The organism is Sphingopyxis sp. YF1, from assembly GCF_022701295.1.
Taxonomy (GTDB): domain Bacteria; phylum Pseudomonadota; class Alphaproteobacteria; order Sphingomonadales; family Sphingomonadaceae; genus Sphingopyxis.
The window spans coordinates 2,491,589-2,503,682 of sequence record NZ_CP033204.1 but is presented as its reverse complement, the minus strand read 5'-3'; the positions used below and the strand labels follow the sequence as shown (position 1 = coordinate 2,503,682).

9 protein-coding genes are annotated in these 12,094 nt (G+C 66.2%); 1 reads left to right on the top strand and 8 read right to left on the bottom strand.

The window, feature by feature from the left end:
- Nucleotides 1–63 precede the first annotated feature (63 nt).
- The 6 genes from polA to guaA all read right to left on the bottom strand — a co-directional run bounded on the left by polA (nt 64) and on the right by guaA (nt 7,454).
- Nucleotides 64–2,877, bottom strand: coding sequence for a DNA polymerase I (polA, locus tag EAO27_RS12240; RefSeq protein ID WP_242770017.1), 2,814 nt, complete (start codon nt 2,875–2,877; stop codon nt 64–66).
- A 33-nt stretch (nt 2,878–2,910) separates the two neighbouring features.
- Nucleotides 2,911–3,372 carry an AAC(3)-I family aminoglycoside N-acetyltransferase gene (locus tag EAO27_RS12235; protein ID WP_242770015.1) on the bottom strand — a complete coding sequence of 154 codons (462 nt, stop codon included), beginning with the start codon at nt 3,370–3,372 and terminating at the stop codon, nt 2,911–2,913.
- Nucleotides 3,369–4,547 carry a formate-dependent phosphoribosylglycinamide formyltransferase gene (purT, locus tag EAO27_RS12230; RefSeq protein ID WP_242770013.1) on the bottom strand — a complete coding sequence of 393 codons (1,179 nt, stop codon included), beginning with the start codon at nt 4,545–4,547 and terminating at the stop codon, nt 3,369–3,371. Before purT ends, EAO27_RS12235 begins: the two co-directional genes overlap by 4 nt.
- Nucleotides 4,544–5,038 (bottom strand): GFA family protein, encoded by a 495-nt coding sequence (locus EAO27_RS12225; protein WP_242770011.1) that lies wholly within the window; start codon nt 5,036–5,038, stop codon nt 4,544–4,546. Before EAO27_RS12225 ends, purT begins: the two co-directional genes overlap by 4 nt.
- A gap of 30 nt (nt 5,039–5,068) precedes the next feature.
- Nucleotides 5,069–5,785: a sulfotransferase family protein gene (locus tag EAO27_RS12220; protein WP_242770007.1), complete on the bottom strand. Its 717-nt coding sequence runs from the start codon at nt 5,783–5,785 to the stop codon at nt 5,069–5,071.
- Between the two features lie 67 nt (nt 5,786–5,852).
- Nucleotides 5,853–7,454, bottom strand: a complete 1,602-nt coding sequence (guaA, locus tag EAO27_RS12215; protein WP_242770004.1) for a glutamine-hydrolyzing GMP synthase — start codon at nt 7,452–7,454, stop codon at nt 5,853–5,855.
- A gap of 191 nt (nt 7,455–7,645) precedes the next feature.
- Between guaA and EAO27_RS12210 the strand changes: the two genes are divergently transcribed.
- Nucleotides 7,646–10,162: a TonB-dependent receptor gene (locus EAO27_RS12210; RefSeq protein WP_242770001.1), complete on the top strand. Its 2,517-nt coding sequence runs from the start codon at nt 7,646–7,648 to the stop codon at nt 10,160–10,162.
- On the opposite strand, the gene EAO27_RS12205 is transcribed toward EAO27_RS12210, so the two are convergent.
- Together EAO27_RS12205 and EAO27_RS12200 are read right to left on the bottom strand one after the other, a co-directional pair.
- Nucleotides 10,159–11,211: a glycosyltransferase family 1 protein gene (locus EAO27_RS12205; RefSeq protein ID WP_242769997.1), complete on the bottom strand. Its 1,053-nt coding sequence runs from the start codon at nt 11,209–11,211 to the stop codon at nt 10,159–10,161. The genes EAO27_RS12210 and EAO27_RS12205 overlap by 4 nt on opposite strands.
- A complete protein-coding gene (locus EAO27_RS12200) occupies nt 11,211–12,092 on the bottom strand; it encodes a UDP-2,3-diacylglucosamine diphosphatase (RefSeq protein WP_242769995.1) in 882 nt (293 codons plus the stop codon). The genes EAO27_RS12205 and EAO27_RS12200 overlap by 1 nt, the downstream gene beginning before the upstream one ends.
- Between the last annotated feature and the right edge of the window lie 2 nt (nt 12,093–12,094).

Sequence of the window (12,094 nt, the reverse complement as noted above, 5' to 3'; positions counted from 1 at the left end):
GCTGCGCGACATTGGTCCGACATGCACCGACCTCCGCGCCGGATCAACGAAAGTTCGCGGATATCAATGCGCTTCGCCCCAGCTCTTGCCGGTGCCGATCTCGACCTCGAGCGGGACCGACAGCGTCAGCACCGGTTCGGCGGCGCCCATCATCACGCGGCGGATGACGTCGCCCGCCGCCGCGGCCTTGCCTTCGGGTGCCTCGAACACGAGTTCGTCATGAACCTGGAGCAGCATCTTCACCTCGGCGAGGCCGGCTTCCTCCAGTGCCTTCGGCATGCGCGCCATCGCGCGCTTGATCAGGTCGGCGCTGGTACCCTGGATCGGGGCGTTGATCGCGGCGCGCTCGCTGCCCGCGCGCTCGTTCTGGTTCGGCGCCTTGATGCGCGGGAACCAGGTCTTCCGGCCGAACAGGGTCTCGGTATAACCCGTCGCGCGCGCGCGCTCGAGCGTGTCCGTAATATAGTCGCTGATGCCCGGAAAGCGCTCGAAATAGCGGCTGATCAGTGCCTGCGCCTCGTCGGGAGTGACTTCGAGCCGGCCCGCGAGGCCCCAGCGCGAGATGCCGTAGAGGATCGAGAAATTGACCGTCTTCGCCTTGGCGCGGGTGTCGCGGTTGACCTCGCCGAACAGCTCGATCGCGGTCGCGGCGTGAATATCCTGCCCCTGCGCAAAGGCTTCCTTGAGTTCGGGGACGTCGGCCATGTGCGCGGCGAGACGCAGTTCGATCTGGCTGTAGTCGGCGGCGATCAGCACATGCCCCGGTGCGGCGATGAAAGCGTCGCGGATCTGGCGCGCGGTTTCGGTGCGGATCGGGATATTCTGAAGGTTGGGATCGGTCGACGACAGCCGTCCGGTCTGTGCGCCGACGAGGCTGTAGCTGGTGTGGACGCGGCCGGTCTTCGCATTGATCTGTTGCTGGAGCGCGTCGGTGTAGGTCGACTTGAGCTTGGCGAGCTGGCGCCATTCCAATATCTTGCGCGCGATCGGCACGCCGTCGCGTTCGAGCCGTTCGAGTTCGTTCTGATCGGTCGACCAGTCGCCCGACTTGCCCTTGCGCCCCCCTTTCAGTCCCAGCTTGTCGAACAATATCTCGCCGAGCTGCTTGGGGCTGCCGATCGCGAAGGGCTGGCCCGCCAGTTCGTGGATCTCGCCTTCGATGCGCAGCATCTCGTTCGCGAACTCGCCCGACAGTCGCGCCAGATAGTCGCGGTTCACCATGATCCCCGCGCGTTCCATCGTCTCGATCGTCGCGACGAGCGGGCGGTCGACCATCTCGTAGACACGCGTGCCGCCTTCGAGCGGCAGGCGGAGCTTCAAGAGCTTCCACAACCGCCATGCGACTTCCGCATCCTCGGCCGCATATTGCGTCGCGCGGTCGAGCGGAACTTCGGCGAAGCTGATCTGCGACTTGCCGGTGCCGCATACCTCCTTGAACGACAGGCAGGCATGGTCGAGGTGGAGCTTGGCCAGCTCGTCGAGCCCGTGCTGGTGCTTGCCGGCGTCGAGCGCGAAGCTCATCACGAGCGTATCGTCATAGGGCGCGATCGTGATGTCGTGCTGTGCGAGAACCCCGATGTCATATTTCAGATTGTGCCCGACCTTGAGCACCGCATCGTCGGCGAACAGCGCGCGCAGGCGGTCGAGCGCGTCGGCCAACGCGATCTGTTCGGGTTTTTCGGCGAACATGTCGGTGCCGCCATGGCCGAGCGGAATGTAGCAGGCCTTGCCCGCGCCGGTCGACAGGCTGACCCCGACGAGGGTGCCGGTGACGCTGTCGAGGCTCGCGGTCTCGGTATCGACCGCGACGACATGCGCGGCCTTCGCTTCGGCGATCCAGCGGTCGAGCGCTTCGACCGTGGTGACGGTTTCGTAAAGCGAACGGTCGATTGCGGACCATGCGGGCAGCGCCGGGGTCGACGGCGCGGGGGGTGTTGCAGGCGCCGGTGCCGCGCCGGCGCGCGGCAATGTCGGCGGACCGCCCGGCGTCGCGCCATTGTCGAGCTTGGCTGACAGCGAGCGGAAGCCATGCTCGTCGAGGAAGGCCTTGAGCGGTGCGGGCGGGATCGCGCCCAGCTTCAGATCGTCGAGCGCGTCGGGCAGCGGGCAGTCGCGCTTGAGCTCGACCAGGATGCGCGACAGCCGGGCCATGTCGGCATGCTCGATCAGATTTTCGCGCAGCTTCGACGCCTTCATCGTCTCGGCGCCCGCCAGCGCCTTTTCGAGGTCGCCATATTCGGTGATCAGCTTGGTCGCCGTTTTCGGTCCGACCCCGCGCACGCCGGGGACATTGTCGACGCTGTCGCCCATCAGCGCGAGCACGTCGCCGACCAGATCGGGGGGGACCCCGAACTTCTCGTTGACCGCGTCGAGGCCCAGCCGGACATTCTTCATCGTGTCGAGCATGTCGACGTGCGGGCCGTCCGCGGGTTCGCGGATCAGCTGCATCAGATCCTTGTCGCTGCTGACGATCGTGACGTCCCAGCCCGCTGCGACCGCGGCCTCGGTATAGCTGGCGATCAGGTCGTCGGCCTCGAAACCCTCCATCTCGATGCAGGGCAGCGAAAAGGCGCGCGTCGCGTCGCGGATCAGCGGGAATTGCGGGCGCAGGTCCTCGGGCGGCTCGGGGCGGTTTGCCTTGTACTGGTCATAGATTTCGTTGCGGAACGACTGGCTCGAATGATCGAGGATCACCGCAAGGTGCGTCGGATCCTCGGCATCGTTGAGGTCCTTCGCCAGCTTCCACAGCATCGTCGTATAGCCGTAGACCGCACCGACGGGCACGCCCTGCGGGTTCGTCAGCGGCGGCAGGCGGTGATAGGCGCGGAAGATGTAGCTGGAGCCATCGACCAGATAGAGATGATTCTTTTCGGACATGGCGCGGGGTGTAGCAGGCGAGTGGCAGGCGGCCTAGCCACGCGGCTTCGGCGGCAGGTCGAAATGGAGCACCTCCTCGCGCACACCGAGCTTGGTGTAGAGCGCGATCGCGGGCGGATCGACATAGTCGGCCTGCACGAACACCGCCCAGGAGCCGGTGTCGGCGGCGATATGCTGGAGCTCGGCGATCAGCGCGGTCGCAACGCCGCGGCGGCGATGCGTTTCGGCGACGGCGAGGTCATAGAGATAGATTTCGCGTCGCGCCGCCTCGAGCTTGGGCAGTTCATAGGCAGTAAGTCCGCCGATGATCGCCCCTTCGCTTTCGGCGACAAGCAGGATGATCGTCTCGCGGCCAAGCTGGTGCGCGAGCCAGGCGTCGTCAGGCGTGTCGCGGCGATAGGTCTCATGATCCTCGAAGGCGTCGGCGTAGAGCGCGTTGAGGTCGCGCATCGCCCCGATGTCCGCGGAGCCGAGGCGGCGGACCGTCAGGCTCATCGATAGTCGATTACGAGCTTTGCTGCGGCCTCAACCGCCGCCTTGCGTGCATCGTCGGTGGTGCCGCCTGCGACCTTCGCGAGTGCGACACCCATGCGGCGGTACGGGCGGGTGACGGGCTTGCCGAAAATGCGGGCGTCGACCGCGGTGTCGCCGTCGGGCGGGGTCAGCGCCTCGGCAAGGCCCGTGATCGCGAAGTCGCTCGCGTCGCGGTCGGCGAGCAGCACCGCGCTCGCGCTCGCCTGCGGAACGTTGATGGCGGGGATCGGCAGGCCGAGAATCGCGCGCGCGTGGAGGTCGAACTCGGACAGCGACTGCGAAATCAGCGTTACCATCCCGGTGTCGTGTGGGCGCGGTGACAGTTCGGAAAAGATCACCGCGTCGCCCTTCACGAAAAACTCGACGCCGAAGATGCCGTGGCCGCCGAGCGCGTCAACGACCCTGGTGGCCATGTCCTGCGCGCTGGCGAGTGCGGCCGCCGACATCGCCGCAGGCTGCCAGCTTTCGCGATAGTCACCGCGCTCCTGGCGATGACCGATCGGCGGACAGAAGGAAACGCCACCCTTGTGGCGTATGGTGAGCAGCGTGATTTCATAGTCGAAATCGATGAACGCCTCGGCGATCACGCGGAGGCGATCGCCACGCATGCCGGCGGCGGCATAGTCCCACGCGGCGGCGATTTCATCTGCGCCCCTGACCGTGCTCTGCCCCTTGCCCGACGACGACATGACTGGCTTGACGACGAGCGGGAAACCGATGCGCGCGGCGGCGTCGTCGAGTTCCTCGCGGCTGGTCGCATATTCGAAGGTCGAGGTAGCGAGCCCCAATTCGCTCGCCGCGAGGTCGCGGATCGCGTCGCGGTTCATCGTCAGTTGCGCGGCGCGCGCCGAGGGAACGACATGGAAGCCTTCGGCTTCGACCTCGGCCAGGATTTCGGTGCGGATCGCCTCGACCTCGGGGACGATATGGTCGGGCCGGTGTTTCGCGATCGCCCCGCGCAGCGCTTCGCCGTCGAGCATCGAGAAGACCTCGAAAGCGTCGGCGACCTGCATTGCGGGCGCGCCTTCATAACTGTCGCACGCGATCACCCGGCAACCGAGCCGCTTCGCCGAAGTGACGAACTCGCGGCCGAGTTCGCCCGAGCCGAGGAGGAGGATGGTGGCGGTGGGGGTCATTCGGGCCAACTTTCGGTGTCGTGATCGGGGTGCTGGTGATTGGTGGCACGGATCGCGTCGACGAGGTCGCTCATCGTCTCTTCGGTCGTGCCCTCTTCGGTCAGCGCGGGAAGCGCGTCGAACCACGGCATGCGCCCTTCGGTGCCGAACTGGACCCGCGGCGGGAAGGCCCCCGGATTGTCGAGCGAGCCCGTCGTGACGCTGAGGTGCCGGCTGCCGGCATAATCATAATAGAGCGGGGTGCCGCAGGCCCGGCAGAAACCGCGCTCGACATGCTCCGAGCTTCTGAAGGTCGCGGGGGTGCCGCGCGTCCAGATGAGCGCGTCCTTTGGAATGCCGATCAGCGCGATGAAGAAATTGCCCGCCGCCTTCTGGCACATCCGGCAATGGCAGATATGCGACGTGTCGAGCATCGCGCTCGCGCGATAACGCACCGCGCCGCACTGGCAGCCGCCGGAGGCTGTAACGTCGATTCGCTCGGGCTTGTTCATGCCATATCACTCCTGCCAGCGATCATGCGGTCAAAGAGTGTAGCCGAAGATTTCCAGTTCGTCCGCATTCAACCGTTCGACCAGACGGCGGGCCTTGTCCGATTCGCCGAACAATTGCTGTGCGCTGCTGTTCTTCGGTCGCGTTCCGTTCTTGGTCGTGATTCGGGCGAAACACTCGCTCAGCCCTGCCAGTCCGGGCATCTCGGCTTCGAGCGCCGCGATATCCTCGGCGAAATGTTCGAAGCGGATATAGGTGTCGATGACATTGCGGTCGTCGATCCGGTATTGCGCCTTGTTCTGGGTCAGCACCGCCTCGTTCGCCAGGCACCAGGTTTCGAAAGGCTCAAGTTCCTGCCGGTTTCGCTGGCGCCAGAAATAGGAAGACACGACCATGTCGTACGGATTGCGCACGATCGAAACCTTGCGGCACGCATTCCAATCGGCGTCGCCGACACGGGCCTTCGCGTCGGCAGCGGAAATATGATTATAGAATTTGCGGGCTTCTTCCTTCAGCCGGATCGCCAGCAGCGTTTCGCGTGGCGCGCGGAGCAGCCCTTCCACATACGACCAGCGATAATTTTGCGGGCCGCAAAAGCCGAGCCGCGATCGGATCGCTTCGTCGACCATCATGATCGGCGTGACGACGTCGCCGGCATCGGCGAATTTGGACAAGGCGATTTCGAAAGATGTCCCCGCGACCTTTCGGGGTTTGAGAAACAGCAGATTGTGGCCGCGAAGCAGCAGCATGATTGGTCCCCCCCATTATTGCGGCGAGCCCGCCCCCGAACTCGCCCCAACATGCGCTATGTGCCGGCTATTCCCACTCGATCGTGCCCGGCGGTTTTGACGTATAGTCATAAACGACACGATTGATACCCTGTACCTCGTTGATGATGCGCGTCGCGCAGCGGCTGAGGAAGCTCGCGTCGAAGGGGTAGATGTCGGCGGTCATGCCGTCGGTCGAGGTGACGGCGCGCAGCGCGCAGACATGGTCGTAGGTGCGCCCGTCGCCCATTACCCCGACGGTCTTGACCGGGAGCAGCACCGCGAAAGCTTGCCAGATTGCATCATAGAGGCCCGCGTTGCGGATCTCCTCGAGGTACACCGCGTCGGCCTTGCGCAATATGTCGCAGCGGTCCTTGCTGACTTCGCCCGGAATGCGGATCGCGAGGCCGGGGCCGGGGAAGGGGTGGCGACCGACGAAGATGTCGGGAAGGCCGAGTTCCTTGCCGAGCAGGCGGACCTCGTCCTTGAACAGTTCGCGCAGGGGTTCGACGAGCTTCATGTTCATCCGCTCGGGAAGGCCGCCGACATTGTGGTGGCTCTTGATCGTCACGCTCGGCCCGCCGGTGAAGGAAACCGATTCGATCACGTCGGGGTAGAGCGTGCCCTGCGCGAGGAAGTCGGCGCCGCCGATCTTCTTCGCTTCTTCCTCGAACACGTTGATGAATTCGGCGCCGATGAACTTGCGCTTCTTTTCGGGGTCGGTGACCCCCGCGAGCCCCGCCATGAAGCGTTCCTCGGCGTCGACGACGACGAGCGGGATGTTGTAGTGGTCGCGGAACAGGCGTTCGACCTGCTCGCGCTCGTTCATGCGGAGGAGGCCGTGGTCGACGAAGACGCAGGTGAGCTGTTCGCCGATCGCTTCGTGGATCAGTACCGCGGCGACCGCGCTGTCGACCCCGCCCGACAGGCCGCACAGCACGCGCTGGTCGCCGACCTGCGCGCGGATTTCGGCGATCTTGGTGGCGCGGAACTCGGCCATCGTCCAGTCGCCCGAGCAGCCGCAGACGTGGCGGACGAAATTGGCGATCAGCTTTGCGCCGTCGGGGGTGTGCACGACCTCGGGATGAAACTGCGTACCGTAATAGCGGCGCTCATCGTCGGCGATCAGCGCGAAGGGCGCGCCGTCGCTGATCGCGACGATGCGGAAGCCGGGCGCGAATTGCGTGACGCGGTCGCCATGGCTCATCCACACCTGATGACGCTCGCCGACCTCCCACAGGCCGTCGAACAGGACGCAAGGCTCGGTGACGGTCAGGAAGGCGCGGCCGAATTCGCCGTCGCGTTCGCCATCGGCGCCGCCGGGCTCGACCTGTCCGCCGAGCTGCTGGCTCATCACCTGCTGGCCGTAGCAGATGCCGAGGATCGGCAGGCCGCTGTCGAAGACGGACTGCGGGGCGCGGGGGCTGCCGGCGGCGGGGACCGACGCGGGCGAGCCCGACAGGATAACGCCCTTGGGCTGCATGCGTTCGAGCGCGGCTTCGGCGGCGCTGAAGGGGACGATCTCGCTGTAGACCCCCGCTTCGCGGACGCGGCGGGCGATCAACTGGGTCACCTGCGATCCGAAATCGACGATCAGGATGGATTCGCCGGTTTCGGCTTTGGGGGCGGGAGCAGTGTCGGGAATCGGCATGGCTGGCCGATAAAGAGGCGCGCCGCCGCTGTCCAGCGGTCGATATGGCCCGTTCGTGGAACTTCGGTGGCCTTGCCATATTGTTGCGACAAACGCCGCCTAGCTGAACGGCCATAACCGCTGCGTGTCAGCGCGGGTTCAGCCCGACCCGGTCAAAAGAACCGGAGACAGAACAGAAAGCGCCTCTCCCGATGTCCTACCGCCCTTCCTCCCTTTCGGTTCGTGCCGCGCTGCTCGCGGCGGGCGCATCGCTGGCGGCGCCGGCGATCGCGGAAACCGCGGCCCCGGCGGTCTCTGTGACCGCGATGGCCGGCCAGCCTGCCGATGATCGCGTCGCTGTACCCGAAGAGGATTATGACGATATCGACGGCGAGGAAATCGTCGTCACCGCGCCGCGGCTCGCCGGCCAGCTCGACACCGATTTCGCGGCCGAGGCCGAACTCGACGAGGCGGCGATCGCCAGTTACGGCGTGTCGAACGTCGAGGAACTGCTCACCGCGCTCGCGCCGCAGACGCGCTCGGGGCGCGGACGCGGCGGCGGGCGGCCGATCATCCTCGTCAACGGGCGCCGCGTGGGCGGCTTCGGCGAGGTTCGCAACCTGCCGCCCGAAGCGATCGCCAAGGTCGAGATTTTCCCCGAGGAAGTCGCGCTGCAATATGGCTATTCGGCCGACGAGCGCGTCGTCAACCTCGTGCTCAAGCCCAACTTCCGCCAGGTCGCGATCGAGGCCGAGGGCGGCATTCCGACGCAGGGCGGACGTTTCCAGAGCGAGATCGAACCGAGCTTCCTGATGATCGGCGACAAGGGACGCTTCAACCTCAACGGCGGCTGGGAGCACAAGACGATGCTGCGCGAGGATGAGCGCGATCTCGACTATGATCCCCTCACCAATCAGGCGGACGAAGCCCCCGCGCGCAGCCTGCTCGCCGCGACCGACGAGTATAAGGTCGACGCGACGATCCAGCGCAGCCTCAACAAGCTGACCGACGCTTCGCTCAACGTCCGGTTCGACCAGACCGACTCGCTCTCGCTGCTCGGCCCGCGCCTGAACGATGTGACCGATCCGCTCAAACGCGATGGCCGCAGCCGCAACCTTGCGGCGACCGCCAGCGTCAACGGCATGCTCGGCGACTGGCGCTGGTCGCTGTCGGGCAATTATGCCGACGCGGACCAGCGGACGCTGACCGACCGCAACACGGCGGCGGCGGCCCGCGACCGCTTCGACAGCAGCCAGCAGACCTTCGGCGGCAGCGGCAACCTTTCGGGCACCGTCACCGAGGGCTGGGCGGGGCCGATCCGCCTGTCGGCGACCGCGAGCTATTCAGGGCTGCGCTTCGACAGCCGGTCGGACAATGCTCGCGGAATCACGACGACCGATCTGGCGCGCGACCTGCCCGGCGTGTTCGGCTCGCTGACCGTTCCGCTGCTCGACCCTGAATATGAGGTGGGCAAGATCGGCCGCGTGTCGCTGACGCTGAGCGGCCAGTATCAGGACCCGAGCGATTTCGCGGCGCTCAAGAGCTGGGGCGCGAACCTCAACTGGGGCGTCACCGACAATTTGTCGCTGATTGCGAGCTTCAACAATGACGAGGCCGCGCCGGGCATCCAGCAGCTGGGTGCCGCGCCGCTGGTGACCCCTGCGGTGACCTATTACGATTTCCGCACCGGCCAGACGGTACAGATCGAGACGACGACGGGGGGTAATCCCCTGCTGCTCGCCGAGCAACGCCGCGACCTCAAGCTGGGGCTCAACTGGTCGCCGCCGATGCTTGAGGGGTTGAATGTCTCGATCAACTACAACAGCAACAAGAGCTACGACACCGCCAACAGCTTTCCGTTGCTGACCCCCGAGATCGAGGCGGCCTTCCCCGACCGCGTGACGCGCGACATCGACGGCGTGCTGATCGCGCTTGATCAGCGGCCGGTCAATTTCGATCGCAGCGAAAATTCGCAAATTCGCTGGGGCTTCAACTTCGGCAAGAGCTTTGGTCAGCAAGCTCAGGGTGGTCCGGGCGCGGGTGGGCGTACGGGTGGCGGTCGCCCCGAAGGTGCGGGCGCTGCACGCGCGCCGGGCGGCGAGGGCGGTCCTCCGCCGGCCGAGGGCGCGCGGCAGGAGGGGGCTGCTCCGGGCGGTCCCGGTGCCGGCGGACGCGGCCCCGGTGGCGGTCCGCGGATGGGTGGTGGTCGCGGCGGCCGAGGCGGTCCCGGCGGGATGTTCGGCGGACCGCAGGGCGGGCGCTGGCAGGTGTCGTTCTACCACACGATCAAGCTCACCGACAAAGTGCTGATCCGCCCCGGCGTCCCCGAACTCGATCTCCTGAACGGCTCGGCGACGGGCAACAACGGCGGCAGCAACCGCCATCTGTTCGAACTCGACGGCGGTCTGTTCAACAAGGGCATGGGGGTTCGGCTCAGCGCGAAGTATGACAGCGGCAGCACCGTCACCGGCGGCAGCGCCGGCGACCTGAAGTTCGGCGACCTTGCGACCTTCAACCTGCGCTTCTTCATGGACTTCAACCAGAAGGCCAAGCTGATCGAAAAGCTGCCTTTCCTCAAGGACTCGCGCTTGCGCCTGTCGGTCGACAATCTCTTCGACGCGCAGCGCCGGATCACCGATGCGAACGGCCGCGTGCCGTTCAACTACCAGCCGGGCTATATCGACCCGCTCGGGCGCTATGTCGAACTCGAGTGGCGCAAGGCGTTCTAGGCAGCGACGCTCGCGGCGCCGGCGGGGAGCTCGCCCGCCGGCTCGGCCGGCACGAAGGTCAGCGCCTTGACGAATTGCGCGGTGCATCCTGCCCAGTGATAGCGCGCGCCGAGCGCCGCTGCCGCGCTGCGGTCGCACGCGATCGCGTTCGTGATCGCCGTGTCCAGATCGTCGTCGAGCGCGCCCGCTCCATCGCGGACGATGTCGCCGGGTCCCGGCACCGGATAGGCTGCGACCGGGGTGCCGCACGCCAGCGCCTCGATCACCACCAGCCCGAAGGTGTCGGTCTTGCTGGGGAAGACGAAGACGTCCGCGCCGGCGAAGGCCGCGGCGAGCGCTTCGCCGCCGAGCTTGCCGAGAAAGAGGCTGCCCGGATAGCGCGCGCGCAGGTCGGCGAGCGCGGGGCCGTCGCCGACGATCACCCTGGTTCCGCTCTGTGCGGTGTCGAGGAAAGCCTCGATATTCTTTTCGACCGCGACGCGGCCGACATAGAGCTGGATCGGCCGCGCGAGGCCGGCATAGGCCGGGTGCGGCGCACGGTCGGGGCGGAACAGCGCGTGGTCGACCCCGCGCTCCCACATCATCGTCTGGTCGAGGCCCTGCTCGGCGAGCTCGCGCATCAGGCTGCGCGTCGCGACCATGATGTGCCGCGCGGGGCGGTGGAACCAGCGAATGAAGCGCCAGACGAAGCCGGGCGAGACGGGAAGGCGCGCCGCGACATAATCGGGAAAGCGCGTGTGATAGGCGGTGGTGAAGGGGAAATTGTTGCGCAGGCACCAGCGGCGCGCGGCCATCCCCAGCGGTCCCTCGGTCGAGATGTGGATCGCCTGCGGAGCGAAGGCGCGGATGTGGCGTCCGACGCGGCGCCAGCCGGCGAGCGCGAGCCGGATTTCGGGGTAGGAGGGGCAGGGGATCGAGCGGAACAGGTCGGGCGAGACGATGCCGACGACATGCCCCGCGGTGCGCAGTTCGGCGATGGTCGCCTGCAAGGTGCGAACGACCCCGTTGACCTGCGGTTCCCAGGCGTCGCTAACGATCAGGATCCTCATCAGGCGGCCTTGGCCGCCGCCGGCAGCGCGAGCGGGGTCGGTGCGTTGCGGGCCGCGACTTCCTGCGCCCAATGCAGGATTTCCATCCGGCCGTCGTGATGCTCGACCAGCGCGGTGCAGCCTTCGACCCAGTCGCCGTCGTTATAATAGTCGACGCCGTCGATTTTGCGCATCTCGGCGCTGTGGATATGGCCGCACACCACGCCGTCGACCCCGCGCGAGCGCGCGGCATGCGCGACGACTTCTTCGTAGCGGCCGATGAACTGGACGGCGTTCTTGACCTTGTGCTTGGCGACCATCGACAGGGACCAATAGGGCAGGCCGAAACGGCTGCGGATGGCGTTGACCACCACATTCATCTTCATCAGCGCGGTGTAGGCAGCGTCGCCGACGAAGGCGAGCCAGCGGTGCGCGAGCATCACCGCGTCGAATTCGTCGCCATGCACGACCAGCAATTTGCGCCCGTCCGCGGTTTCGTGGATCGCCTCGCGGCGGATTTCGACCCCGCCGAAATCGAAGCCATCGAACGGCTTGACCATCTCGTCATGATTGCCGGGAACATAGACGACGCGCGTTCCGCGCTTGGCGCGCTTGAGCACGCGCCACACGACGTCATTATGCTCGGGTGGCCAGAAATGGCGCTTTTTGAGTCGCCAGCCGTCGATGATGTCGCCGACGAGGTAAAGCGTCTCGCAATCGACATGGTCGAAGAAGTCGATCAGCAGCGGGGCGTTGCACCCGCGCGTGCCGAGATGGATATCGCTGACCCACACGCTGCGATAGCTCCGCCGCTCGCCGATGATGCGCTCGGGAATATGGGGGTCGGTGGTAAAGGGATCGGGAAAACGGGCGGGGATGGGCAGGGTCGAGATCGATGCCATGT

What these genes read in the sequence shown, in the direction of transcription:
- polA (WP_242770017.1), bottom strand. Translation starts at nt 2,877, where the DNA reads ATGTCCGAAAAGAATCATCTCTATCTGGTCGATGGCTCCAGCTACATC.
- EAO27_RS12200 (WP_242769995.1), bottom strand. Translation starts at nt 12,092, where the DNA reads ATGGCATCGATCTCGACCCTGCCCATCCCCGCCCGTTTTCCCGATCCC.
- EAO27_RS12220 (WP_242770007.1), bottom strand. Translation starts at nt 5,785, where the DNA reads ATGCTGCTGCTTCGCGGCCACAATCTGCTGTTTCTCAAACCCCGAAAG.
- EAO27_RS12225 (WP_242770011.1), bottom strand. Translation starts at nt 5,038, where the DNA reads ATGAACAAGCCCGAGCGAATCGACGTTACAGCCTCCGGCGGCTGCCAG.
- EAO27_RS12210 (WP_242770001.1), top strand. Translation starts at nt 7,646, where the DNA reads ATGTCCTACCGCCCTTCCTCCCTTTCGGTTCGTGCCGCGCTGCTCGCG.
- purT (WP_242770013.1), bottom strand. Translation starts at nt 4,547, where the DNA reads ATGACCCCCACCGCCACCATCCTCCTCCTCGGCTCGGGCGAACTCGGC.
- guaA (WP_242770004.1), bottom strand. Translation starts at nt 7,454, where the DNA reads ATGCCGATTCCCGACACTGCTCCCGCCCCCAAAGCCGAAACCGGCGAA.
- EAO27_RS12235 (WP_242770015.1), bottom strand. Translation starts at nt 3,372, where the DNA reads ATGAGCCTGACGGTCCGCCGCCTCGGCTCCGCGGACATCGGGGCGATG.
- EAO27_RS12205 (WP_242769997.1), bottom strand. Translation starts at nt 11,211, where the DNA reads ATGAGGATCCTGATCGTTAGCGACGCCTGGGAACCGCAGGTCAACGGG.